The sequence below is a fragment of the Yersinia bercovieri ATCC 43970 genome (genome assembly GCF_013282745.1).
GTDB classification, from domain to species: domain Bacteria; phylum Pseudomonadota; class Gammaproteobacteria; order Enterobacterales; family Enterobacteriaceae; genus Yersinia; species Yersinia bercovieri.
The window spans coordinates 1,040,409-1,066,876 of record NZ_CP054044.1 but is presented as its reverse complement, the minus strand read 5'-3'; the positions used below and the strand labels follow the sequence as shown (position 1 = coordinate 1,066,876).

The following is a 26,468-nucleotide window of genomic DNA, read 5'->3' as shown; positions in this document are numbered from 1 at the left end:
AAGGAGTGAAAAGTATTCAAACAGTAAAAAAAGGCGAAAAAAGAGTTGTGCAAAAAACTCGACTCCCTATAATGCGCATCCATCGAGACGGCACACAACGAATCAAGTAGTTAAGTGACCGGCAAAGAGAACAGAGAAATTCAACGAAATAAGTAGTTGACTCTGAGTGAGGAAAGCGTAATATGCGCACCTCGAGTTACTGACCGGAAGGTTGCTAACTCACTGCTCTTTAACAATTTATCAGACAATCTGTGTGGGCACTCGCAAGACGATATCGAAGCCTGTTTCGGCAGGCAGAAGCAATATCAAAGTCTTGAAGAGTGACCAAAGCAGTACACATTTGAACTTCGGTTCGAATGCATATTTGCAGAAAGTAATCTTTGAGCATCGCTGCTTTCATTAGCAGCAAATCAAACAAATCTTAAATTGAAGAGTTTGATCATGGCTCAGATTGAACGCTGGCGGCAGGCCTAACACATGCAAGTCGAGCGGCAGCGGGAAGTAGTTTACTACTTTGCCGGCGAGCGGCGGACGGGTGAGTAATGTCTGGGGATCTGCCTGATGGAGGGGGATAACTACTGGAAACGGTAGCTAATACCGCATGACCTCGTAAGAGCAAAGTGGGGGACCTTCGGGCCTCACGCCATCGGATGAACCCAGATGGGATTAGCTAGTAGGTGGGGTAATGGCTCACCTAGGCGACGATCCCTAGCTGGTCTGAGAGGATGACCAGCCACACTGGAACTGAGACACGGTCCAGACTCCTACGGGAGGCAGCAGTGGGGAATATTGCACAATGGGCGCAAGCCTGATGCAGCCATGCCGCGTGTGTGAAGAAGGCCTTCGGGTTGTAAAGCACTTTCAGCGAGGAGGAAGGCAGTCGTGTTAATAGCACGATTGATTGACGTTACTCGCAGAAGAAGCACCGGCTAACTCCGTGCCAGCAGCCGCGGTAATACGGAGGGTGCAAGCGTTAATCGGAATTACTGGGCGTAAAGCGCACGCAGGCGGTTTGTTAAGTCAGATGTGAAATCCCCGCGCTTAACGTGGGAACTGCATTTGAAACTGGCAAGCTAGAGTCTTGTAGAGGGGGGTAGAATTCCAGGTGTAGCGGTGAAATGCGTAGAGATCTGGAGGAATACCGGTGGCGAAGGCGGCCCCCTGGACAAAGACTGACGCTCAGGTGCGAAAGCGTGGGGAGCAAACAGGATTAGATACCCTGGTAGTCCACGCTGTAAACGATGTCGACTTGGAGGTTGTGCCCTTGAGGCGTGGCTTCCGGAGCTAACGCGTTAAGTCGACCGCCTGGGGAGTACGGCCGCAAGGTTAAAACTCAAATGAATTGACGGGGGCCCGCACAAGCGGTGGAGCATGTGGTTTAATTCGATGCAACGCGAAGAACCTTACCTACTCTTGACATCCACAGAACTTAGCAGAGATGCTTCGGTGCCTTCGGGAACTGTGAGACAGGTGCTGCATGGCTGTCGTCAGCTCGTGTTGTGAAATGTTGGGTTAAGTCCCGCAACGAGCGCAACCCTTATCCTTTGTTGCCAGCACGTAATGGTGGGAACTCAAGGGAGACTGCCGGTGACAAACCGGAGGAAGGTGGGGATGACGTCAAGTCATCATGGCCCTTACGAGTAGGGCTACACACGTGCTACAATGGCAGATACAAAGTGAAGCGAACTCGCGAGAGCAAGCGGACCACATAAAGTCTGTCGTAGTCCGGATTGGAGTCTGCAACTCGACTCCATGAAGTCGGAATCGCTAGTAATCGTAGATCAGAATGCTACGGTGAATACGTTCCCGGGCCTTGTACACACCGCCCGTCACACCATGGGAGTGGGTTGCAAAAGAAGTAGGTAGCTTAACCTTCGGGAGGGCGCTTACCACTTTGTGATTCATGACTGGGGTGAAGTCGTAACAAGGTAACCGTAGGGGAACCTGCGGTTGGATCACCTCCTTACCTCACGATACGCATTGCGCAGTGTCCACACAGATTGTCTGATAGAAAGTAACGAGCAAATAAGGCCGGGCTGAGAGATTAGCCGGGCTTTAGTACCTTGTTGGGTCTGTAGCTCAGGTGGTTAGAGCGCACCCCTGATAAGGGTGAGGTCGGTGGTTCAAGTCCACTCAGACCCACCAACTCACCATTCCCTGTTGAGTTGCAGCAATAAGGTGATTTGCTTTTTATATGGGGCTATAGCTCAGCTGGGAGAGCGCCTGCCTTGCACGCAGGAGGTCAGCGGTTCGATCCCGCTTAGCTCCACCATATAAAAAACTATTTCAAAACGTACTGCGGTCGCAAGACACAGTGTGTTGTGAAATATTGCTCTTTAACAATCTGGAACAAGCTGAAAATTGAAACAATACAGCTGAAACTTATCTCTCCGTAGATGTACTGAGATAAGGAGTAGCCTGTATTAGAGTCTCTCAAATAATCGCAACGCAAGGGTCTGCAAAGACACCTTCGGGTTGTGAGGTTAAGCGACTAAGCGTACACGGTGGATGCCTAGGCAGTCAGAGGCGATGAAGGGCGTGCTAATCTGCGAAAAGCGTCGGTAAGCTGATATGAAGCGTTACAACCGACGATACCCGAATGGGGAAACCCAGTGCAATTCGTTGCACTATTGCATGGTGAATACATAGCCATGCAAGGCGAACCGGGGGAACTGAAACATCTAAGTACCCCGAGGAAAAGAAATCAACCGAGATTCCCCCAGTAGCGGCGAGCGAACGGGGAAGAGCCCAGAGTCTGAATCAGTTTATGTGTTAGTGGAAGCGTCTGGAAAGTCGCACGGTACAGGGTGATAGTCCCGTACACAAAAATGCATATTCTGTGAACTCGATGAGTAGGGCGGGACACGTGACATCCTGTCTGAATATGGGGGGACCATCCTCCAAGGCTAAATACTCCTGACTGACCGATAGTGAACCAGTACCGTGAGGGAAAGGCGAAAAGAACCCCGGCGAGGGGAGTGAAATAGAACCTGAAACCGTGTACGTACAAGCAGTGGGAGCACCTTCGTGGTGTGACTGCGTACCTTTTGTATAATGGGTCAGCGACTTATATTTTGTAGCAAGGTTAACCGAATAGGGGAGCCGTAGGGAAACCGAGTCTTAACTGGGCGTCTAGTTGCAAGGTATAGACCCGAAACCCGGTGATCTAGCCATGGGCAGGTTGAAGGTTGGGTAACACTAACTGGAGGACCGAACCGACTAATGTTGAAAAATTAGCGGATGACTTGTGGCTGGGGGTGAAAGGCCAATCAAACCGGGAGATAGCTGGTTCTCCCCGAAAGCTATTTAGGTAGCGCCTCGTGAACTCATCTTCGGGGGTAGAGCACTGTTTCGGCTAGGGGGTCATCCCGACTTACCAAACCGATGCAAACTCCGAATACCGAAGAATGTTATCACGGGAGACACACGGCGGGTGCTAACGTCCGTCGTGAAGAGGGAAACAACCCAGACCGCCAGCTAAGGTCCCAAAGTCATGGTTAAGTGGGAAACGATGTGGGAAGGCACAGACAGCCAGGATGTTGGCTTAGAAGCAGCCATCATTTAAAGAAAGCGTAATAGCTCACTGGTCGAGTCGGCCTGCGCGGAAGATGTAACGGGGCTAAACCATGCACCGAAGCTGCGGCAGCGACACTTAGGTGTTGTTGGGTAGGGGAGCGTTCTGTAAGCCGTTGAAGGTGACCTGTGAGGGTTGCTGGAGGTATCAGAAGTGCGAATGCTGACATAAGTAACGATAATGCGGGTGAAAAACCCGCACGCCGGAAGACCAAGGGTTCCTGTCCAACGTTAATCGGGGCAGGGTGAGTCGACCCCTAAGGCGAGGCTGAAAAGCGTAGTCGATGGGAAACAGGTTAATATTCCTGTACTTGGTGTTACTGCGAAGGGGGGACGGAGAAGGCTAGGCTATCCGGGCGACGGTTGTCCCGGTTTAAGCATGTAGGCGGAGTGACCAGGTAAATCCGGTTGCTTATCAACGCTGAGGTGTGATGACGAGCCACTACGGTGGTGAAGTAGTTGATGCCAAGCTTCCAGGAAAAGCCTCTAAGCATCAGGTAACATTAAATCGTACCCCAAACCGACACAGGTGGTCAGGTAGAGAATACTCAGGCGCTTGAGAGAACTCGGGTGAAGGAACTAGGCAAAATGGTGCCGTAACTTCGGGAGAAGGCACGCTGGCGGTAGGTGAAGAGACTTGCTCTCGGAGCTGAAGCCAGTCGCAGATACCAGCTGGCTGCAACTGTTTAATAAAAACACAGCACTGTGCAAACACGAAAGTGGACGTATACGGTGTGACGCCTGCCCGGTGCTGGAAGGTTAATTGATGGGGTCAGCCGCAAGGCGAAGCTCTTGATCGAAGCCCCAGTAAACGGCGGCCGTAACTATAACGGTCCTAAGGTAGCGAAATTCCTTGTCGGGTAAGTTCCGACCTGCACGAATGGCGTAATGATGGCCAGGCTGTCTCCACCCGAGACTCAGTGAAATTGAACTCGCTGTGAAGATGCAGTGTACCCGCGGCAAGACGGAAAGACCCCGTGAACCTTTACTATAGCTTGACACTGAACATTGAGCCTTGATGTGTAGGATAGGTGGGAGGCATTGAAGTGTGGACGCCAGTCTGCATGGAGCCAACCTTGAAATACCACCCTTTAATGTTTGATGTTCTAACTCGGCCCCGTAATCCGGGGTGAGGACAGTGTCTGGTGGGTAGTTTGACTGGGGCGGTCTCCTCCCAAAGAGTAACGGAGGAGCACGAAGGTTAGCTAATCACGGTCGGACATCGTGAGGTTAGTGCAAAGGCATAAGCTAGCTTGACTGCGAGAGTGACGGCTCGAGCAGGTACGAAAGTAGGTCTTAGTGATCCGGTGGTTCTGAATGGAAGGGCCATCGCTCAACGGATAAAAGGTACTCCGGGGATAACAGGCTGATACCGCCCAAGAGTTCATATCGACGGCGGTGTTTGGCACCTCGATGTCGGCTCATCACATCCTGGGGCTGAAGTAGGTCCCAAGGGTATGGCTGTTCGCCATTTAAAGTGGTACGCGAGCTGGGTTTAGAACGTCGTGAGACAGTTCGGTCCCTATCTGCCGTGGGCGTTGGAAGATTGAGAGGGGCTGCTCCTAGTACGAGAGGACCGGAGTGGACGAATCACTGGTGTTCGGGTTGTCATGCCAATGGCATTGCCCGGTAGCTAAATTCGGAAGAGATAACCGCTGAAAGCATCTAAGCGGGAAACTTGCCTCGAGATGAGTCTTCCCTGGGGCTTTAAGCCCCCTGAAGGAACGTTAAAGACTATGACGTTGATAGGCTGGGTGTGTAAGTGCAGCGATGCATTGAGCTAACCAGTACTAATGATCCGTGAGGCTTAACCTTACAACACCAAAGGTGTTTTGGTGGTTTGAGAGAGAGAGATTTTCAGCGAAGTTCCGAGATTGGGCTGACTGGCTGCACGATATATTATTGTGAAGCGGGTGAGTTAAAACAGAATTTGCCTGGCGGCCATAGCGCGGTGGTCCCACCTGATCCCATGCCGAACTCAGAAGTGAAACGCCGTAGCGCCGATGGTAGTGTGGGGTCTCCCCATGCGAGAGTAGGACACTGCCAGGCATCAAATCAAGCCGAAACCCCATGCCAAAAGCGTGGGGTTTTTGCTTTTCTGCTATCCAAAAAATAGAAACCACTAGCAGCTATGGTGAGCAGTATCGTGGCTGTAAATGCAGACTGCTGACAAATTCCGTGACCTGCTCGCCATTGATTACGACACCCAACGAGTAGAGAGGGAGTTTTTTATATCTTCACTTAAAACAAAATACAATATGCGCATTATGATCGGTTAGACTAGCACCAGAGCTAGTTAGAATGAGTATCTAAGTAATGTCGAATCAAGGTTCCCCGCTAAAACATCTCAATACTTTCGCGCTACCAGCCTATGCGAACAGCGTAATCAGTGCCAATTCGACTGAGGAATTGATCAGCGCATGGCGTGAATCACTCTCTAAGCATCAACCGGTACTTTTGCTTGGTGAAGGTAGTAATGTTCTATTTATCGAAAATTATTCAGGGACAGTATTACTTAATCGTATTAAAGGTATCACTTCCACTGAAGATGATGCCGCTTGGCATCTGCATGTTGGAGCAGGGGAGAACTGGCATCAATTGGTCTGCTATTCATTGCAAAACAACATGCCAGGCTTAGAGAACTTAGCGTTAATTCCCGGCTGCGTTGGTTCTGCACCGATTCAAAATATCGGAGCCTATGGTGTTGAACTGCAAAAAGTATGCGAATACGTTGATTTACTTGATATGAATAAAGGTACTGTTTTGCGCCTTTCAGCTCAAGAGTGTCAATTTGGCTATCGTGATAGCATATTTAAGCATCAGTATGGAGATGGGTTTGCCATCGTCGCTGTGGGTATCAGATTAATAAAATCATGGACACCGACACTGGGCTATGGTGATTTAACGCGTATGGATCCATTGAGTGTTACCGCGCAAGAGATCTTCAACTCTGTCTGTGCAATGCGCCGTAGCAAACTACCCGATCCCACCGTGGCCGGTAATGCAGGTAGCTTTTTCAAAAATCCGGTAGTGGATGCTGCTGTCGCCGAAGATATTGTAAAAAATTACCCTACTGCACCTCATTACCGACAACCCGATGGTTCGGTAAAGTTGGCCGCCGGTTGGCTTATCGACCAATGCGGGCTTAAAGGACACCAGATCGGTGGGGCGGCAGTACATCAACAGCAAGCACTGGTTCTGATTAACCTTGCAGAGGCAACAAGTCAGGATGTATTAGGCCTTGCCAGTTATATCCGTCAGCAAGTTGCCAAGAAATTTTCAATCTGGTTAGAACCAGAAGTGCGCTTTATCGCAAGTAATGGTGAGGTTAATGCTGTGGAGCGTTTGTCGTGAAAGATTATAAAATCCCTTTACGGTTAATCGGCATATTAGCGGATGGTGCTTTTCACTCCGGCGAGCAGTTGGGCGCAACATTTGGCATGAGTCGTGCCGCAATTAATAAGCATATACAAACTATCAGAGAGTGGGGATTAGATGTTTTTACGGTTCCCGGTAAAGGTTATAGTCTACCTGCGCCTACCCAATTGTTGGATGAACAAAAAATATTAAGTCACTTGCCTACAGGGCAGGTGGCTGTATTACCCGTTGTTGACTCGACTAACCAATATCTACTGGATCGTATAGCAGAACTTAAATCTGGCGATGCCTGTGTGGCTGAATATCAACACGCTGGGCGCGGCAGACGTGGGCGTCAGTGGGTATCGCCTTTTGGTGCCAATCTTTATCTCTCCATGTTCTGGCGTCTGGAACAAGGCCCCGCTGCGGCAATGGGGCTAAGCTTGGTTGTTGGGATAGTCATGGCTGAGGTGCTACATAAATTGGGCGCTGAAAATGTCCGAGTTAAGTGGCCGAATGACCTGTATTTAAATGATAAAAAATTAGCGGGTATATTAGTCGAGCTGACGGGGAAAACGGGTGATGCTGCTCAGTTGGTAATTGGTGCTGGTATCAATCTGACAATGCGTGAATCGACAATCAATGTTATTAATCAAGAGTGGATTAACTTGCAAGAAGCGGGTGTTATTATCGACCGCAATAAGCTAACGGCTGAGTTATTATCCGAATTACGACTGGCAGTGGTTAAATTTGAAAATGAAGGGTTGTCGGCCTTTATTTCTCGCTGGCGGCAAATGGATAATTACCTTGATCGTCCCGTAAAGTTGATTATTGGAAATCAAGAGATATATGGGATAGCTCGAGGTATCGATCAGCAAGGTGCATTATTACTTGAGCAGAACGGTGATATAAAACCTTATATTGGCGGCGAGATATCTCTTCGTGGTGCCTAATAAATAATTAGCGGGCAGTGATGACTACCCGCAATTTTCTATTTTCTTAAGCGCACACTTTCAACGGCATGATTGGCACTCTTCGTCATAATTAGGCTTGCCCGCTCACGGGTGGGTAATATATTTTGCTTTAAATTCAATCCATTAATTTCAGTCCATAACTGCGTTGCGATCTTGACTGCCTCGGTCTCAGGCAGTTTTGCATAATTATGGAAGTAAGAGTTAGGATTAGAAAATGCGCCCTGTCGGAATTTAAGGAACCGATTAATATACCAACTTTGAAGTAAATCCTCAGGTGCATCAACATATATAGAGAAATCTACAAAGTCAGAGACAAATACATGATGGGGATCGTGAGGGTAATCCATACCACTTTGGAGTACATTCAATCCTTCTAATATCAGGATGTCGGGTTGCTTAATAATCTTATTACCATCGGGCACGATATCATATATTAGATGAGAGTAAACAGGTGCGGTGACATGGTCAGCGCCTGATTTTACTTCAGAAACGAATTTCACCAAATTATGCATATCATAGGATTGCGGGAATCCTTTTTTCTTCATCAGACCGCGCTCATTAAGCACCTTATTCGGATAAAGAAAACCGTCTGTAGTAATCAGCTCTACACTACGATGCTCCGGCCAGCGGCTTAGCAAGGCCTGCAATAAACGGGCTGTGGTACTTTTACCGACAGCAACACTGCCCGCAATACCAATAACATAAGGAATACGCTGGCCATCGGTTCCAAGGAATTGCTCCAGAACAGCCTGGCGACGTAGGTTAGAACTGATATAAAAATTAAGCAGGCGCGAGAGTGGTAGATAAATCTGTGCCACTTCATCTAATGAAAGATCTTCGTTAATCCCTTTGAGCTTAACGATCTCTTCTTCTGTTAGTGTCAATGGTACTGAGTCGCGCAGAGCTGCCCACTGAGTACGATCGAACTGTAGATAAGGCGTCGCTAAAGATTGATCTCTTTTTGTCATAAGCCAAATTCTGCCTGTTAACGCAGGTGGACAAGGCGCTGGACGCCAACTCCAGATAAGAAACAAGCTGCATATTATAGGCAGCTTGCTCTTTGGCGTAGACATTTTTGTACTTCGCGAGTGATTTCTTTGAAGTGTGTTGCTATTCCAGTCAATTATTAATAAGTACAGTAAGGCCTAGTCTTTTTACTGTCGGGACTACCGTGGCTAAATAGCTACGGCTGTATGTGATTGATTAACAGTAAATAAACGCTTAAAGTAAATTGCTGTCGGATGATAATCACCATCCGGTGTACAGGCATAATCAGGAATTTCACCCATGCAGAAATAGCCCTGTGCACGGTAAAATGATTCGGCAGGAGAACCCGCTTGGGTATCGAGATAGAGCAATCCACGGCGCAGTTGAACGGCAACTTTCTCCATTTCAAGAATCAATTTATGTCCAATACCAGCACGGCGACTACGACTGTGTACTAATAATTTCTGTACTTCAGCCCGATTTAAGCCATTCGGTTTTTGGCAGAGATCTAGTTGTATCGTTCCGGTAATTCCCGTTTCATCGCGAGCAATCCACAATAATAGTGATCCTTTCGCCATCGCGGGGCGGAGGCTACTAAAATAGTTCTCGGCTTCTTCCTGCGAAAGGGAGCGCGTGTTATAGCCAATAGAGGCACCATGAGAGACCGCATCCATCAATAATCTTGCCAGCTCGCTGTGGTAGACCGGCAATGTAGCCGCATTAAGTAACACTATCTTCATGATAAAACTCCTCAAAAACCTTAACCGCGTAGATATTTATGTGTAAGCAATAAACAAGCCAAATAATATGGCGGCGCAACTACCCTCAATGGAGCAGAAAGTTTTTAGCAGAATCAGCACTGTAGTGGGGCGAATTGCCCTATTTTGGGGCGGTGGCTAAAATTATATGCAGTCAGCGATGATAAGATTATTGAAATGGGGGCTGGTTTTTTTGGTGGATTTTCAGTTGCACAGTCGATTATTATAGTCGACATTCTGAATGCAAATTAAGCTAATCACGGTTAATAATACTACGCTCAGCTGAAAAATGGCCGTTTTGTGAGCAAAAAGGTGACTAATGCAATTTTTTTGTTGCATCATAAGCCAGCTCTACCTAGAATGCGCAGCACTTGATGCCGGCATAGCTCAGTTGGTAGAGCAACTGACTTGTAATCAGTAGGTCCCGAGTTCGACTCTTGGTGCCGGCACCATTCAAGTAGTTACAATTAGGTGGGGTTCCCGAGCGGCCAAAGGGAGCAGACTGTAAATCTGCCGTCATCGACTTCGAAGGTTCGAATCCTTCCCCCACCACCATATTTAACCTTGAGTTTCAAGCTGACTTCCCATTGAGAATTCAGATGAGCACTCAAGGGGAAGGTGAAAACCTTCGATAAGGTTCGAGCCGAGCGTAGCGAGACAGCGACGCAACGCGGCGACCCGAAGGGTGAGGAACGAAGTGACGAATAATCCTTCCCCCACCACCATATTTAACCTTGAGTCTCAGGGTGATTCAGAAGATCGAACCCCAATACACACTCAAGGCGAGAGCAACGCTCTCGATGAAGAGTGAAGTGGCCAAGCCCTTCCTTTCAAGTTTCTGCAGATTAAGTCAGGTAGCCGAGTTCTAAGATGCGGGCATCGTATAATGGCTATTACCTCAGCCTTCCAAGCTGATGATGTGGGTTCGATTCCCACTGCCCGCTCCAAGATGCGCTGATATGGCTCAGTTGGTAGAGCGCACCCTTGGTAAGGGTGAGGTCGGCAGTTCGAATCTGCCTATCAGCACCACTTCTAATTCTCTCGTCCCCCTGATTTTTCTTTCTGTGTTATGGATTCATCAAGCATGCGCTTGGTTGATGTGGTGAAACCACCGATTCCGTGTCTTAGAGGGACAATCGATGTCTAAAGAAAAGTTTGAACGTACAAAACCGCACGTTAATGTGGGTACTATCGGCCACGTTGACCATGGTAAAACTACCCTAACTGCTGCAATTACTACCGTATTGGCTAAAACCTACGGCGGTAGTGCTCGTGCATTCGACCAGATCGACAACGCTCCGGAAGAGAAGGCCCGTGGTATCACCATCAACACTTCACATGTTGAGTATGACACCCCGGCGCGCCACTATGCGCATGTTGACTGCCCAGGGCATGCTGACTACGTTAAAAACATGATAACCGGCGCTGCGCAGATGGATGGCGCTATTTTGGTTGTTGCTGCAACCGATGGCCCAATGCCACAGACGCGTGAGCATATCCTATTGGGTCGCCAGGTTGGCGTGCCTTACATTATCGTCTTTCTGAACAAATGTGACATGGTTGACGATGAAGAGTTGCTGGAATTGGTTGAAATGGAAGTGCGTGAGCTTCTGTCTCAATACGATTTCCCTGGCGATGACACTCCGGTTATTCGTGGCTCCGCGCTGAAAGCGCTGGAAGGCGTGCCAGAGTGGGAGGCCAAAATCATTGAGCTGGCCGAAGCACTGGATAGCTACATCCCACAACCAGAGCGTGCAATTGATCGTCCGTTCCTGCTGCCAATTGAAGATGTGTTCTCTATCTCTGGCCGCGGTACTGTGGTGACGGGGCGTGTCGAGCGCGGTATTGTCAAAGTCGGTGAAGAGGTCGAGATTGTAGGTATCATCGATACCATCAGAACGACTTGTACCGGCGTTGAAATGTTCCGCAAGCTGCTGGACGAAGGTCGTGCTGGCGAGAACGTAGGTGTTCTGCTGCGTGGTACTAAACGTGATGATGTGCAGCGCGGTCAGGTACTGGCTAAACCAGGGTCGATCAAGCCACACACCAAATTTGAATCAGAAGTTTATATTCTGAGTAAAGATGAGGGTGGCCGCCATACGCCATTCTTCAAAGGGTACCGTCCTCAGTTCTACTTCCGTACAACTGACGTAACCGGTACTATAGAGCTACCCGAAGGCGTTGAGATGGTGATGCCTGGTGATAACATTCAAATGGTTGTTAACCTGATAGCTCCTATCGCAATGGATGACGGTTTGCGTTTCGCCATTCGTGAAGGCGGTCGCACTGTTGGTGCGGGCGTTGTTGCAAAAGTCATTGAATAAGATTTGACGCGACATGCGATAAAAGGGCATCATTTGATGCCCTTTTTCTACGTTGTCATACTAGAACCTATCTCATCAGTAGTTTTTTATCATAATTACCGGTGAGATGGGCTCTGGAAGTACGGCGAATAGTGCTGAATGGTGCCGATTAGAGAGTCTCTAGAGCATCCTTCGGCTTGGTTTGCTTTGCGATGCGAAGCAAAGTTGTTTGTTCTGAATCATAGTGACAGGTTGGTTTATGAGTGCGAATACCGAGGCTCCAGGGAGCGGACGCGGCCTGGAAACGGCTAAATGGCTAATCGTTGCTGTATTGTTAGTTGCAGCTATTGTTGGCAATTATTATTACCGTGATTTCAGCTTGCCGCTGCGCGCGTTGGCAGTTGTAGTAATTATCGCTGTTGCCGGTGCTGTTGCGCTGATGACGGCAAAAGGTAAAGCCACTGTAGCGTTTGCTCGTGAAGCACGCACGGAAGTGCGTAAAGTGATTTGGCCTACCCGTCAGGAAACTCTGCACACAACGTTAATCGTTGCTGCGGTAACTGCTGTAATGTCACTGATTCTATGGGGGCTAGATGGTATCCTGGTCCGCTTGGTATCATTTATTACTGGCCTGAGGTTCTAAGATGTCTGAAGCACCAAAAAAGCGTTGGTACGTCGTTCAGGCGTTTTCCGGTTTTGAAGGCCGTGTAGCTCAATCGCTACGCGAGCACATCAAGTTACATGACATGGAAGAGCTGTTTGGCGAAGTCATGGTTCCAACGGAAGAAGTCGTCGAGATTCGCGGTGGTCAACGCCGTAAAAGTGAACGCAAATTCTTCCCAGGTTACGTCCTGGTCCAGATGGTGATGAACGATGCCAGCTGGCACTTAGTGCGTAGTGTGCCACGTGTTATGGGCTTTATCGGTGGTACATCCGATCGCCCAGCACCAATCAGTGATAAGGAAGTTGATGCGATTATGAATCGCCTTCAGCAAGTGGGTGATAAGCCACGTCCTAAAACACTGTTTGAACCAGGTGAACTGGTACGTGTTAGCGATGGTCCATTTGCCGACTTCAATGGTGTCGTTGAAGAAGTGGATTACGAAAAGAGCCGCTTGAAAGTATCTGTTTCCATCTTTGGTCGTGCAACACCGGTCGAACTGGACTTCAGTCAGGTAGAAAAAGCCTGATTCATTTTTCGACAATGGTTGAAATTTGAGTCTTGTCTTAGGCGCGAAATTACAATATAATTTCGCGCCTTTTGTTTTTAGATGTTTTGCTTTTGTCATCCGTGGCAAACCCTAAGCGAGACAAAACACGGGGAGCCTCAAACGAGGCGATATTACCCAAATCGAGGAAATCGTAAATGGCTAAGAAAGTACAAGCCTATGTCAAGCTGCAAGTTGCAGCTGGTATGGCGAACCCAAGTCCACCAGTTGGTCCAGCTTTGGGTCAGCAAGGTGTTAACATCATGGAATTCTGTAAAGCGTTCAATGCTAAGACTGAAAGCATCGAAAAAGGCCTGCCGATCCCTGTTGTTATTACTGTTTATTCTGATCGCTCTTTCACTTTCGTTACTAAAACCCCGCCAGCAGCAGTTCTGCTGAAAAAAGCGGCAGGTATTAAGTCTGGTTCCGGCAAGCCGAACAAAGACAAAGTAGGGACCGTGACCAGTGCTCAGGTTCGTGAAATCGCAGAAACCAAAGCTGCGGATATGACTGGTGCTTCAATTGACGACATGATGCGTTCAATTGAAGGTACTGCTCGTTCCATGGGCCTGGTAGTGGAGGGTTAATAAATGGCTAAGCTGACCAAGCGCATGCGCGTGATCCGTGACAAAGTTGATGTTACTAAGCAATACGATATCAACGAAGCTGTTGCCCTGCTGAAAGAGCTGGCTACTGCTAAATTCGTAGAAAGCGTGGACGTTGCCGTTAACCTCGGTATCGATGCACGTAAATCTGACCAGAACGTTCGTGGTGCAACTGTGTTGCCACATGGTACTGGCCGTTCAGTACGCGTTGCTGTTTTCGCTCAGGGTGCAAACGCTGAAGCTGCGAAAGAAGCAGGCGCTGAATTGGTAGGTATGGAAGATCTGGCTGACCAGATCAAGAAAGGCGAAATGAACTTCGACGTTGTTATTGCTTCCCCGGATGCAATGCGCGTTGTTGGTCAATTAGGCCAGATCTTGGGTCCACGTGGCCTGATGCCTAACCCTAAAGTGGGTACTGTTACTCCTAACGTTGCTGAAGCAGTTAAGAATGCTAAAGCGGGTCAGGTTCGTTATCGCAACGACAAAAACGGTATTATCCACACAACAATTGGTAAAGTTGATTTCGACTCAGAGAAGTTGAGAGAAAACTTAGAGTCACTGATTGTTGCGCTGAAGCGTGCTAAACCAGCTACAGCGAAAGGCGTTTATATCAAGAAAATCAGCCTGTCCACTACCATGGGCGCCGGCGTTGCTATTGATCAAAGCGGCCTGACTGCAGTAGTGAGCTAATCACTATTTGCTTTTATCGCTTTACGTGGGCGTAAGGTTTGTCTAGAATCTTACGCCCATGCTTCTGTTGAAGGTGTTTTTTTCTCTCAACAGAAAACAGAATTTTTCGGTTGGAGCTTGGCCTTATCCAAGCCTCCGTCCAAGACCGCAGGTGTTCTGTAAAGAACTTAATCTCCTGCGTAGACGGTGACAGAACCTAAAGAAATTTTTTCTCTTTTTATAAAGAATTGAAAAGAATAGTCTTTGCTGGATTCTGCTCACCGTGTTTCAACGCCCGTTCACTGCATTTTGTAGTGTGTTGGGTGACGTGAGTTCCGGGGAATTACTCCCCGGTTAATCCAGGAGCAAGAACTAATGGCACTAAATCTTCAAGGCAAACAAGCGATTGTTGCTGAAGTTAAAGAAGTAGCCAAAGGTGCGCTGTCTGCGGTTGTTGCGGATTCTCGTGGCGTTACCGTTGATAAAATGACTGAACTGCGTAAAGCAGGTCGTGAAGCTGGCGTTCACATGCAAGTTGTTCGTAACACCTTGCTGCGTCGCATTGTTGAAGGCACTTCATTTGAATGCCTGAAAGACACGTTTGTTGGTCCAACCTTGATTGCATTCTCTACTGAGCACCCGGGCGCAGCTGCTCGTTTGTTCAAAGCATTTGCTAAAGATAATGCAAAATTTGAGGTTAAAGCAGCAGCCTTTGAAGGCGAGTTAATCCCTGCGGCTCAGATCGACCGCCTGGCAACTCTGCCGACCTACGAAGAAGCAATCGCACGTCTGATGGGAACCATGAAAGAAGCCGCTGCTGGCAAATTGGTTCGTACTCTGGCTGCGCTGCGTGACCAGAAAGAAGCTGAAGCGGCTTAATCGCCCTCGCTTTTTTAGTCATTGCTTTTTAACGTATTAACTATTTCTGTATTTTAGGAACACTTGTTATGTCAACTATCACTAAAGACCAAATTCTGGAAGGCGTTGCAGCTCTGTCTGTAATGGAAATCGTTGAACTGATCTCTGCTATGGAAGAGAAATTCGGCGTTTCTGCTGCTGCTGTTGCTGCAGGTCCTGCTGCTGCTGCTGAAGCTGTTGAAGAACAAACTGAATTCAACGTTGTTCTGGCTTCATTCGGCGACAACAAAGTTGCAGTAATCAAAGCTGTTCGCGGCGCAACTGGCCTGGGCTTGAAAGAAGCTAAAGACCTGGTTGAATCTGCACCTGCAGTTCTGAAAGAAGGCGTGAACAAAGACGAAGCTGAGTCACTGAAAAAATCTCTGGAAGAAGCTGGTGCTTCTGTTGAGATCAAGTAAGTTAAGCTTTGAGTTCGCAGCCTAACTTATAGGCTGATGGCTGGTGACTTTTTAGTCATCAGCCTTTTTGCGCTGTAGGGCGTCAGTCGCATTTCACACTGTTTAGCGACTGACTAACCCCTAATATTCCTTTCTATTGACGACTTAATATACTGCGTTCTCAGCTACGACCCACTCGGGTAGCTCGGTAGTCAAAGTAACGCGATGAAATGGTTTAAGAGTGATAGAAAAGAGTATTCCGAGAGGTGTTTCGACTTCTCGATCAAAATAATAGTGTTGCATGACCTGTCCTAGTGTTAGGGCGGACAGAGTGGGTCACTGATCAGCGAGCTGAGGAACCCTATGGTTTACTCCTATACCGAGAAAAAACGTATTCGTAAGGATTTTGGTAAACGTCCACAAGTTTTGGACATACCTTATCTCCTTTCTATCCAACTTGACTCGTTCCAGAAATTTATCGAGCAAGATCCCGAAGGGCAGCACGGCCTAGAAGCAGCATTCCGTTCTGTTTTTCCAATCCAGAGCTACAGCGGCAATTCGGAGCTGCAATACGTTAGCTACCGTCTTGGTGAGCCAGTATTTGACGTCAAAGAGTGCCAGATCCGTGGTGTGACTTATTCCGCACCGCTGCGCGTTAAGCTGCGTCTGGTTATCTATGAGCGCGAAGCTCCGGAAGGTACGGTTAAAGACATCAAAGAACAAGAAGTCTACATGGGTGAAATTCCACTCATGACCGAGAACGGTACCTTTGTCATTAACGGTACTGAGAGGGTTATCGTATCTCAGCTGCATCGTAGTCCTGGCGTTTTCTTTGACAGTGATAAGGGTAAAACCCATTCATCGGGTAAAGTGCTGTATAACGCACGTATCATCCCTTACCGCGGTTCATGGTTAGATTTCGAGTTTGACCCGAAAGACAACCTGTTTGTCCGTATTGACCGTCGTCGTAAACTGCCTGCAACCATCATTCTGCGTGCATTGAATTTCACCACTACACAGATCCTGGATCTGTTCTTTGACAAAGTGGTCTTTGAGATTCGTGACAACAAGCTGCAGATGGAGTTGGTTCCTGAGCGTCTGCGCGGTGAAACGGCATCCTTTGATATTGAAGCGAATGGCAAAGTTTACGTCGAGAAAGCGCGTCGTATTACTGCTCGCCATATTCGCCAGCTTGAAAAAGACGGCATTGACCGCATCGAAGTTCCGGTTGAATACATTGCCGGCAAAGTAGTCGCAAAAGACTATATCGATGAGAGCACTGGCGAACTGATCTGCGCAGCCAACATGGAGCTGTCACTGGATCTGCTGGCTAAGCTGAGCCAGTCTGGTCACAAGCAAATCGAAACATTGTTCACCAACGACCTGGATCACGGTGCTTATATCTCCGAGACCCTGCGTGTTGACCCAACCAGCGATCGTCTGAGCGCTCTGGTTGAGATTTACCGCATGATGCGTCCTGGTGAGCCACCAACACGTGAAGCAGCTGAAAATCTGTTTGAGAACCTGTTCTTCTCTGAAGACCGCTACGACTTGTCAGCGGTTGGCCGAATGAAGTTCAACCGTTCACTGCTGCGTGACGAGATCGAAGGTTCCGGTATCCTGAGCAAAGAAGACATCACAGAAGTGATGAAAAAGCTCATCGATATCCGTAACGGTAAAGGCGAAGTGGATGATATCGACCACTTAGGCAACCGTCGTATTCGTTCCGTTGGTGAAATGGCTGAAAACCAGTTCCGTGTAGGTCTGGTTCGTGTTGAGCGTGCCGTTAAAGAGCGTTTGTCTCTGGGCGACCTCGACACCCTGATGCCTCAGGACATGATCAACGCCAAGCCAATTTCGGCCGCGGTGAAAGAGTTCTTTGGTTCCAGCCAGCTGTCACAATTTATGGACCAGAACAACCCGCTGTCTGAAATCACGCATAAGCGTCGTATTTCTGCATTGGGCCCGGGCGGTTTGACCCGTGAGCGTGCTGGCTTTGAAGTTCGAGACGTTCATCCGACTCACTATGGTCGTGTATGTCCAATCGAAACGCCAGAAGGTCCAAACATCGGTCTGATCAACTCCTTGTCTGTGTACGCACAGACCAATGAGTATGGTTTCCTGGAAACTCCGTATCGTCGTGTGCGTGACGGTGTGGTGACTGATGAAATCAACTATCTGTCTGCTATTGAAGAAGGCAACTTCGTTATTGCTCAGGCGAACTCCAACCTGGACGAAGACGGCCGCTTCATCGAAGACTTGGTCACTTGTCGTAGCAAAGGCGAATCAAGCCTGTTCAGCCGCGATCAAGTTGACTACATGGACGTTTCCACCCAACAGGTGGTGTCCGTTGGTGCTTCTCTGATTCCATTCCTGGAACACGATGACGCCAACCGTGCCTTGATGGGTGCGAACATGCAACGTCAGGCGGTTCCTACTCTGCGTGCTGATAAGCCGCTGGTAGGTACTGGTATGGAACGTGCGGTAGCGGTTGACTCAGGGGTAACCTCTGTAGCCAAACGTGGCGGTACTGTTCAGTACGTAGATGCATCCCGTATCGTTATCAAAGTTAACGAAGACGAAATGTATCCGGGCGAAGCAGGCATTGATATTTATAACCTGACCAAATACACCCGTTCTAACCAGAACACCTGCATCAACCAGATGCCGTGTGTGAATCTGGGTGAGCCAATCGAGCGCGGCGACGTGCTGGCAGATGGCCCATCAACAGATTTGGGCGAACTGGCATTGGGTCAGAACATGCGCGTAGCCTTCATGCCTTGGAACGGTTACAACTTCGAAGACTCCATCTTGGTCTCCGAGCGTGTGGTTCAAGAAGATCGCTTCACCACCATCCACATTCAGGAATTGGCATGTGTGTCTCGCGACACCAAGTTAGGGCCTGAAGAGATCACTGCCGACATCCCTAACGTGGGTGAAGCTGCGCTCTCCAAACTGGATGAATCCGGTATTGTGTATATCGGTGCTGAAGTAACTGGCGGCGACATTCTGGTGGGTAAAGTTACACCTAAAGGTGAAACCCAACTGACCCCAGAAGAGAAGCTGTTACGTGCGATCTTCGGTGAGAAAGCGTCTGACGTTAAAGACTCTTCTCTGCGTGTACCAAACGGTGTTTCCGGTACGGTTATTGACGTGCAGGTCTTTACTCGCGATGGCGTAGAAAAAGACAAACGTGCGTTGGAAATCGAAGAGATGCAATTGAAGCAGGCTAAGAAAGACCTGACTGAAGAGTTGCAGATCTTGGAAGCGGGCCTGTTTGCACGTATCCATGCAGTACTGGTTTCCGGTGGCATCGAAGCTGACAAGCTGAGCAAGTTACCACGTGATCGCTGGCTCGAACTGGGCCTGACCGACGAAGACAAGCAAAACCAGCTGGAACAGTTGGCAGAGCAGTACGACGAAATGAAATCCGAATTCGAGAAGAAGATGGATGCCAAGCGTCGTAAGATCACCCAAGGTGATGATTTGGCACCAGGCGTGCTGAAGATCGTCAAGGTGTATCTGGCGGTTAAACGTCAGATTCAACCGGGTGACAAGATGGCCGGTCGTCACGGTAACAAAGGTGTTATCTCCAAGATTAACCCGATCGAAGATATGCCTTACGATGAAAACGGTACGCCGGTAGACATCGTTCTGAACCCGCTGGGCGTACCATCGCGTATGAACATCGGTCAGATTTTGGAAACCCACTTAGGGATGGCAGCAAAAGGCATCGGCGAGAAAATCAACGCCATGCTGAAGAAGCAGGAAGAAGTTGCCAAACTGCGTGAGTTCATCCAGAAAGCCTACGATCTGGGCGACAACGTTTGTCAGAAAGTTGATCTGAGCACCTTTACCGATGACGAAGTACTGCGTCTGGCTGAGAACCTGAAAAAAGGTATGCCAATCGCAACACCTGTCTTCGATGGCGCGACAGAGAAAGAGATCAAGGAACTGTTACAGCTGGGTGGCCTGCCAACTTCTGGTCAGATTACTCTGTTTGACGGCCGTACCGGTGAGCAGTTCGAGCGCCAGGTTACTGTCGGCTACATGTATATGCTGAAACTGAACCACTTGGTTGATGACAAAATGCATGCGCGTTCTACCGGTTCTTACAGCCTGGTTACTCAGCAGCCGCTGGGTGGTAAGGCTCAGTTCGGTGGTCAGCGCTTCGGTGAGATGGAAGTGTGGGCGTTGGAAGCTTATGGCGCCGCGTACACATTGCAGGAAATGCTTACCGTCAAGTCCGACGATGTAAACGGCCGTACCAAGATGTACAAAAACATCGTGGATGGCGATCACCGTATGGAACCAGGCATGCCGGAATCCTTCAACGTATTGTTGAAAGAGATCCGCTCGCTGGGCATCAATATCGAGCTGGAAGAAGAGTAATTCTTCACCAGACGGCAAACTCTCATAGCCGGGAGTTTGCTGGTGGTTCGCACTGGTCACAGGGGCGCTCAAACCTAGGTTTTTATATTCTTAGGTTTGGATGCCTGGCAGGTCTAACTCCGACAGGAGCCAATCCGTGAAAGACTTATTAAAGTTTCTGAAAGCGCAAACTAAGACCGAAGAGTTTGATGCGATCAAAATTGCTCTGGCATCGCCAGACATGATCCGTTCATGGTCGTTCGGCGAAGTTAAAAAGCCGGAAACCATTAACTACCGTACGTTCAAACCAGAACGTGACGGCCTTTTCTGCGCCCGTATCTTTGGCCCAGTAAAAGATTACGAATGCCTGTGCGGTAAGTACAAGCGTTTGAAACACCGTGGTGTTATTTGTGAGAAATGCGGCGTTGAAGTGACTCAAACTAAAGTACGCCGTGAGCGTATGGGTCACATCGAACTGGCTTCTCCAACTGCGCACATCTGGTTCCTGAAATCCTTGCCTTCGCGCATTGGTTTGTTACTGGATATGCCATTGCGTGACATCGAACGTGTGCTGTACTTCGAATCCTATGTGGTTATCGAAGGCGGCATGACCAACCTGGAACGTCGTCAGATCCTGACTGAAGAGCAGTATCTGGACGCGTTGGAAGAGTTTGGCGATGAGTTCGACGCGAAAATGGGCGCCGAGGCGATTCAAGCACTGTTGAAAAACATGGACTTGGAAGCTGAGTGCGAGATCCTGCGCGAAGAGTTGAATGAAACAAATTCTGAAACCAAGCGTAAGAAGCTGACCAAGCGTATCAAGTTGCTGGAAGCATTCGTACAGTCTGGTAACAAGCCAGAGTGGATGATCCTGACCGTGCTGCCTGTGTTGCCGCCAGATCTGCGTCCATTGGTTCCATTGGATGGCGGTCGCTTTGCGACTTCTGATCTGAACGATTTGTATCGTCGCGTGATCAACCGTAACAACCGTCTGAAGCGCCTGCTGGACTTGGCAGCTCCCGACATCATCGTGCGTAACGAAAAGCGTATGCTGCAAGAAGCAGTAGATGCATTGCTGGATAACGGCCGTCGCGGTCGTGCAATTACCGGCTCTAACAAGCGTCCGTTGAAGTCACTGGCTGACATGATCAAAGGTAAGCAAGGTCGTTTCCGCCAGAACTTGCTGGGTAAACGTGTTGACTACTCAGGCCGTTCAGTGATCACCGTAGGTCCATACCTGCGTCTGCATCAGTGCGGTCTGCCGAAGAAAATGGCTCTTGAGCTATTTAAACCGTTCATCTATGGCAAGCTGGAACTGCGTGGTCTTGCTACCACCATCAAAGCTGCCAAGAAGATGGTTGAGCGTGAAGAAGCGGTTGTTTGGGATATCCTGGATGAAGTTATCCGCGAACACCCAGTGCTGCTGAACCGTGCACCAACCCTTCACCGTTTGGGTATCCAGGCGTTTGAACCGGTTCTGATCGAAGGTAAGGCAATCCAGTTGCACCCACTGGTTTGTGCGGCATACAACGCCGACTTCGATGGTGACCAAATGGCTGTTCACGTACCGCTGACACTGGAAGCCCAGTTAGAAGCGCGTGCGTTGATGATGTCTACCAACAACATCCTGTCACCAGCGAACGGCGAGCCAATCATCGTTCCTTCTCAGGACGTTGTATTGGGTCTGTACTACATGACTCGTGACTGTGTTAACGCCAAAGGCGAAGGCATGGTTCTGACTGGCCCGAAAGAAGCCGAGCGTATTTACCGCGCTGGTCTGGCGTCTCTGCATGCCCGGGTAAAAGTCCGTATTACTGAAGAAATTCGTAATATCGAAGGCGAAAGCACAACACGCACCAGCATTATCGATACCACTGTCGGTCGTGCCATTTTGTGGATGATTGTCCCGAAAGGCCTGCCTTACTCTATCGTTAATCAGCCGTTGGGCAAAAAAGCTATCTCCAAGATGCTGAACACTTGTTACCGCATCCTGGGCTTGAAACCAACGGTTATCTTTGCTGACCAGATCATGTACACCGGTTTTGCTTACGCAGCACGCTCAGGCGCCTCTGTAGGTATCGATGACATGGTTATCCCAGAAGCGAAAGCAGGGATCATCGAAGAAGCTGAAACTGAAGTTGCCGAGATCCAGGAGCAGTTCCAATCCGGTCTGGTAACAGCAGGTGAACGTTATAACAAAGTGATCGATATCTGGGCCGCGGCCAACGAACGTGTTGCCAAGGCGATGATGGATAACTTGTCGGTAGAAGACGTCGTTAACAGCAAAGGCGAAATCGAACAGCAGGTCTCCTTCAACAGCATCTTTATGATGGCCGACTCCGGTGCGCGTGGTTCTGCAGCACAGATTCGTCAGCTAGCAGGGATGCGTGGCCTGATGGCTAAACCAGATGGCTCGATCATTGAAACGCCAATCACCGCAAACTTCCGCGAAGGTTTGAACGTACTTCAGTACTTCATCTCAACGCATGGTGCGCGTAAAGGTTTGGCGGATACCGCATTGAAAACTGCGAACTCCGGTTACCTGACCCGTCGTTTGGTTGACGTGGCACAGGATCTGGTGGTAACCGAAGATGACTGCGGTACCCATAACGGTATCGTGATGACGCCGGTTATTGAAGGTGGTGATGTTAAAGAGCCACTGCGCGATCGCGTTCTGGGTCGTGTGACCGCTGAAGAAGTTATCAAGCCGGGTACGGCTGATATTCTGGTTCCGCGTAACACCCTGTTGGACGAAAAATGGTGTGATCTGTTAGAAGAGAACTCCGTCGACAGCGTTAAAGTTCGTTCAGTTGTAAGCTGTGAAACCGATTTCGGTGTGTGTGCTAACTGCTACGGTCGCGACCTGGCACGTGGTCACATCATCAACAAAGGTGAAGCAGTGGGCGTTATTGCAGCACAGTCCATCGGTGAGCCGGGTACCCAGCTTACGATGCGTACGTTCCACATCGGTGGTGCGGCATCTCGTGCGGCAGCAGAATCAAGCATTCAGGTTAAGAACAAAGGCACGCTGAAACTGAGCAACGTCAAGTTCGTCACCAATGCAGCGGGCAAGCTGGTTATTACTTCTCGTAATACCGAGCTGAAGCTGATCGACGAATTCGGTCGTACTAAAGAGAGCTACAAAGTGCCTTACGGTGCCGTAATGGGCAAAGGCGATGGCGCAGAAGTGGTTGGCGGCGAGACTGTTGCTAACTGGGATCCGCACATCATGCCAGTTGTGACCGAAGTGAGCGGTTTCATTCGCTTCGCGGACATGGTTGACGGCCAGACCATTACTCGCCAGACCGACGAACTGACTGGTTTGTCTTCTCTGGTGGTTCTGGATTCAGCAGAGCGTACCGGTAGTGGTAAAGACCTGCGTCCAGCACTGAAAATCGTTGATGCCAAAGGCAATGACGTATTGATCCCAGGTACAGATATGCCTGCTCAATACTTCCTGCCAGGTAAAGCGATTGTACAGTTGGAAGACGGCATTCAGATCGGTGCAGGTGATACCCTGGCGCGTATTCCGCAAGAATCAAGCGGTACTAAGGATATTACCGGTGGTCTGCCACGTGTTGCTGACTTGTTCGAAGCACGTCGTCCGAAAGAGCCGGCAATCCTGGCTGAAATCAGCGGGATCATCTCGTTCGGTAAAGAGACCAAAGGCAAGCGCCGTCTGGTTATCTCACCGTTAGATGGTAGCGATGCATACGAAGAGATGATTCCGAAATGGCGTCAGCTCAACGTGTTCGAAGGTGAAATTGTAGAGCGCGGTGACGTGGTCTCCGACGGCCCAGAATCTCCACATGACATTCTGCGTCTGCGTGGCGTTCATGCGGTGACTCGTTACATCACCAACGAAGTGCAGGAAGTTTACCGTCTGCAAGGCGTTAAGATTAACGATAAGCACATTGAAGTTATCGTTCGTCAGATGCTGCGTAAAGGCACCATCGTTGATGCAGGTAGCACTGACTTCCTGGAAGGCGAGCAGGCAGAAATGTCTCGCGTTAAAATCGCTAACCGTAAGCTGGCAGCTGAAGGCAAAATCGAGGCTACGTTTACACGTGACCTGCTGGGTATCACCAAGGCATCCTTGGCGACCGAGTCCTTCATCTCTGCGGCTTCGTTCCAGGAAACCACGCGCGTTCTTACTGAAGCGGCAGTTGCCGGTAAACGTGATGAACTGCGTGGCCTGAAAGAGAACGTTATCGTGGGCCGCCTGATTCCAGCCGGTACCGGTTACGCTTATCATCAGGATCGTGCGCGCCGTAAAGCACAGGGTGAAGCACCTGTTGTTCCGCAAGTTAGCGCGGATGAAGCAACGGCTAACCTGGCTGAATTGCTCAACGCCGGTTTTGGTAACAGCAAAGACTAAGCGCTTTGTTCGTCACCAAGCTAAAAGCCGCTCCTTCGGGAGCGGTTTTTTTTTGCTTTTTTAGTGTACCAACATTTCGTCTATGAGTTCGCTCGCCCTAAATGGCGATCCCAGTCTTTCCAAACCGGTTGTAGCCCTGCTTGCATTAAGGCGTGGGCCACTTGTTGCGGTGAACGATTATCGTGGGGGGCGAACTGTTCCAGCTCCGGATGATCATCAGCATAGCCGCCCGGCTGAGTTTTAGATCCGGCACTGACATTGTTGATTGCTACCGGAATCACATTATCGCGGAAAAACGGCGATTCACGAGTCGATAACGACAACTCCACATCCGGCGCGAACAGGCGGAAAGCACAAATCAGTTGCAGTAGCTGAGGTTCGCTCATCAGTGATGCGGGTTCAATGCCGCCAGCACAGGGCCGCAAACGTGGGAAGGAGATTGAATAGCGACTCTGCCAATAACGCCGTTGCAGGTAAAACAGGTGCTCTGCCAGCATATAGCAGTCAGTGCGCCAGCTATTGGATAGCCCAATCAATGCACCTAATCCGATCTTATCGATCCCGGCCCGCCCTAAACGATCAGGGGTTGCCAGTCGCCAATGGAAATCCTGCTTATGGCCCCGTAAGTGATGCTGCTGATAGGTTGCTGGGTGATATGTTTCCTGATAAACCATCACGCCATCCAATCCCAAGGTTTTTAACTCCGCATACTCCTCCTCTGCCAGCGGTTGCACCTCCATCATCAGGGAACTAAAACGACGGCGAATGGCGGGCAGATGGCGACGAAAGTAGTCCATGCCCACTTTGGCCTGATGTTCCCCAGTGACCAATAAGAGATGCTCGAAACCCAGAGTTTTGATGGCTTCGCACTCACGGATGATCTCGGTTTCATCTAGCGTTTTGCGTTTGATGCGGTTACTCATCGAGAAGCCGCAATAGGTGCAATCATTGGCGCAGAGGTTGGAGAGATACAGCGGCACATAAAAACCCACGGTATTACCGAAACGTTGGCGAGTTAGCTGTTGCGCTTTTTGCGCCATTGGCTCCAGATAGGCCAGCGCGGCTGGTGAAATCAGCGCCATGAGATCTTCCCGATCGGGCTTGCTGCTATTTATTGCCCGTTCAACATCACTGGCAGTTTTAGCATTGATGCGCAGCGAAATATCATCCCAATCCAATTGCTGCCAGTGATGGCTAAACTCTTCAGACATGATGATTCTCCTCCAGTTGGCTGAGGAATCCGGTCAGCGGGCTGGTGGCCGTGGCCTGATGTTGTGAATGCCCCAACCCCGCCTGACGCGCTAACTCGCCGGACTCCACCGCCAGCCGAAAAGCATGGGCCATTTGCACCGGTGAGCGGGCGACAGCAATCGCGGTATTCACCAGTACAGCATCCGCACCCAGTTCTATCGCCTCAAGCGCATGGCTTGGTGCACCAATACCGGCATCGACCACCACCGGCACCCTGGCTTGCTCGATAATAATTTGCAGAAAATCGCGGGTGCGTAATCCCAAGTTTGAACCAATAGGTGCGCCCAATGGCATGACGGCAGCGCAGCCCACCTCTTCCAGCCGTTTGCATAAAACCGGGTCAGCGCCGCAGTAGGGCAACACCACGAATCCCTGTTTCACCAATATCTCAGCAGCTTTTAGGGTCTCTATCGGATCAGGTAACAGATACTTCACATCCGGGTGGATCTCCAGTTTTACCCAATGGGTGCCGAGGGCCTCACGGGCCAGGCGCGCTGCAAATACCGCTTCCTCGGCGGTTTTCGCCCCTGAGGTGTTGGGCAGCAAGCGCACACCCAACTGGCGCAATGGTGCGAGAATGGCATCGTTGCCTGATTTCAGGTCAACCCGCTTCATCGCCATGGTGATTAACTGTGAACCGGACGCCTGTAGCGCCGCCAACATCAGTGCTGGCGTCGAAAACTTTCCGGTTCCGGTAAATAGTCTTGAAGTAAAAGTGGTATCGGCAATTTTCAACATG

Annotated in this window: 15 protein-coding genes, 6 tRNA genes, 3 rRNA genes and 1 other RNA gene; 21 read left to right on the top strand and 4 right to left on the bottom strand. The window is 49.5% G+C overall.

Features of this window, described 5'->3' with window-relative positions:
* Positions 1-423 precede the first annotated feature (423 nt).
* From HRK25_RS04815 to birA, 7 genes are all read left to right on the top strand, one after another.
* Positions 424-1,966 (top strand): 16S ribosomal RNA (locus HRK25_RS04815).
* A gap of 102 nt (positions 1,967-2,068) precedes the next feature.
* A tRNA-Ile gene (locus HRK25_RS04810) sits at positions 2,069-2,145 on the top strand.
* A 51-nt stretch (positions 2,146-2,196) separates the two neighbouring features.
* Positions 2,197-2,272 (top strand) — tRNA-Ala (locus HRK25_RS04805).
* A gap of 209 nt (positions 2,273-2,481) precedes the next feature.
* Positions 2,482-5,388: ribosomal RNA gene (locus tag HRK25_RS04800) — 23S ribosomal RNA — on the top strand.
* 118 nt (positions 5,389-5,506) lie between these two features.
* Positions 5,507-5,622: ribosomal RNA gene (gene rrf / locus HRK25_RS04795) — 5S ribosomal RNA — on the top strand.
* The 16S, 23S and 5S rRNA genes sit together here with 2 tRNA genes alongside, the layout of an rRNA operon.
* Before the next feature lie 267 nt (positions 5,623-5,889).
* The gene (murB, locus tag HRK25_RS04790; protein ID WP_032899173.1) at positions 5,890-6,927 is read left to right on the top strand and encodes a UDP-N-acetylmuramate dehydrogenase; all 1,038 of its coding nucleotides are present in this window, start codon (positions 5,890-5,892) and stop codon (positions 6,925-6,927) included.
* Positions 6,924-7,883: a bifunctional biotin--[acetyl-CoA-carboxylase] ligase/biotin operon repressor BirA gene (birA, locus tag HRK25_RS04785; RefSeq protein ID WP_032899175.1), complete on the top strand. Its 960-nt coding sequence runs from the start codon at positions 6,924-6,926 to the stop codon at positions 7,881-7,883. The genes murB and birA overlap by 4 nt, the downstream gene beginning before the upstream one ends.
* Before the next feature lie 38 nt (positions 7,884-7,921).
* Here birA and coaA read toward each other — a convergent pair whose 3' ends face one another.
* Both coaA and HRK25_RS04775 read right to left on the bottom strand, forming a co-directional pair.
* Positions 7,922-8,872, bottom strand: coding sequence for a type I pantothenate kinase (gene coaA / locus HRK25_RS04780; protein ID WP_005279854.1), 951 nt, complete (start codon positions 8,870-8,872; stop codon positions 7,922-7,924).
* Positions 8,873-9,079: 207 nt separating this feature from the next.
* A complete protein-coding gene (locus tag HRK25_RS04775; RefSeq protein WP_005279857.1) occupies positions 9,080-9,631 on the bottom strand; it encodes a GNAT family N-acetyltransferase in 552 nt (183 codons plus the stop codon).
* A gap of 394 nt (positions 9,632-10,025) precedes the next feature.
* On the opposite strand from HRK25_RS04775, the gene HRK25_RS04770 reads away from it, so the two are divergent.
* The 14 genes from HRK25_RS04770 (at position 10,026) to rpoC (ending at position 24,478) form a co-directional block, all read left to right on the top strand.
* A tRNA-Thr gene (locus HRK25_RS04770) sits at positions 10,026-10,101 on the top strand.
* Between the two features lie 18 nt (positions 10,102-10,119).
* Positions 10,120-10,204: transfer RNA gene (locus HRK25_RS04765), tRNA-Tyr, on the top strand.
* Between the two features lie 43 nt (positions 10,205-10,247).
* A non-coding RNA gene (locus HRK25_RS04760) (RtT sRNA) lies at positions 10,248-10,374 on the top strand.
* A 147-nt stretch (positions 10,375-10,521) separates the two neighbouring features.
* Positions 10,522-10,596: transfer RNA gene (locus HRK25_RS04755), tRNA-Gly, on the top strand.
* A 6-nt stretch (positions 10,597-10,602) separates the two neighbouring features.
* Positions 10,603-10,678: transfer RNA gene (locus HRK25_RS04750), tRNA-Thr, on the top strand.
* A 110-nt stretch (positions 10,679-10,788) separates the two neighbouring features.
* Complete coding sequence (gene tuf / locus HRK25_RS04745; RefSeq protein WP_032898571.1) at positions 10,789-11,973, top strand: elongation factor Tu; 1,185 nt, start codon at positions 10,789-10,791, stop codon at positions 11,971-11,973.
* Positions 11,974-12,211: 238 nt separating this feature from the next.
* The gene (gene secE / locus HRK25_RS04740; protein WP_004704671.1) at positions 12,212-12,595 is read left to right on the top strand and encodes a preprotein translocase subunit SecE; all 384 of its coding nucleotides are present in this window, start codon (positions 12,212-12,214) and stop codon (positions 12,593-12,595) included.
* Position 12,596: 1 nt separating this feature from the next.
* Positions 12,597-13,142, top strand: a complete 546-nt coding sequence (nusG, locus tag HRK25_RS04735; RefSeq protein ID WP_005277556.1) for a transcription termination/antitermination protein NusG — start codon at positions 12,597-12,599, stop codon at positions 13,140-13,142.
* Between the two features lie 176 nt (positions 13,143-13,318).
* Positions 13,319-13,747, top strand: coding sequence for a 50S ribosomal protein L11 (rplK, locus tag HRK25_RS04730; RefSeq protein WP_004393384.1), 429 nt, complete (start codon positions 13,319-13,321; stop codon positions 13,745-13,747).
* Between the two features lie 3 nt (positions 13,748-13,750).
* Positions 13,751-14,455, top strand: a complete 705-nt coding sequence (rplA, locus tag HRK25_RS04725) for a 50S ribosomal protein L1 (protein ID WP_005277558.1) — start codon at positions 13,751-13,753, stop codon at positions 14,453-14,455.
* Between the two features lie 354 nt (positions 14,456-14,809).
* Positions 14,810-15,313: a 50S ribosomal protein L10 gene (gene rplJ / locus HRK25_RS04720; protein ID WP_005277560.1), complete on the top strand. Its 504-nt coding sequence runs from the start codon at positions 14,810-14,812 to the stop codon at positions 15,311-15,313.
* Positions 15,314-15,381: 68 nt separating this feature from the next.
* Complete coding sequence (gene rplL / locus HRK25_RS04715; RefSeq protein ID WP_004876762.1) at positions 15,382-15,750, top strand: 50S ribosomal protein L7/L12; 369 nt, start codon at positions 15,382-15,384, stop codon at positions 15,748-15,750.
* A 342-nt stretch (positions 15,751-16,092) separates the two neighbouring features.
* A complete protein-coding gene (gene rpoB / locus HRK25_RS04710) occupies positions 16,093-20,121 on the top strand; it encodes a DNA-directed RNA polymerase subunit beta (RefSeq protein WP_005277562.1) in 4,029 nt (1,342 codons plus the stop codon).
* Positions 20,122-20,257: 136 nt separating this feature from the next.
* Complete coding sequence (rpoC, locus tag HRK25_RS04705; RefSeq protein ID WP_005277566.1) at positions 20,258-24,478, top strand: DNA-directed RNA polymerase subunit beta'; 4,221 nt, start codon at positions 20,258-20,260, stop codon at positions 24,476-24,478.
* An 80-nt stretch (positions 24,479-24,558) separates the two neighbouring features.
* On the opposite strand, the gene thiH is transcribed toward rpoC, so the two are convergent.
* Together thiH and HRK25_RS04695 are read right to left on the bottom strand one after the other, a co-directional pair.
* On the bottom strand, positions 24,559-25,689 hold the full coding sequence (gene thiH, locus HRK25_RS04700; RefSeq protein ID WP_032898574.1) for a 2-iminoacetate synthase ThiH: 1,131 nt from the start codon (positions 25,687-25,689) through the stop codon (positions 24,559-24,561).
* On the bottom strand, positions 25,682-26,467 hold the full coding sequence (locus HRK25_RS04695; RefSeq protein WP_005277570.1) for a thiazole synthase: 786 nt from the start codon (positions 26,465-26,467) through the stop codon (positions 25,682-25,684). Before HRK25_RS04695 ends, thiH begins: the two co-directional genes overlap by 8 nt.
* Position 26,468: the final 1 nt, after the last annotated feature.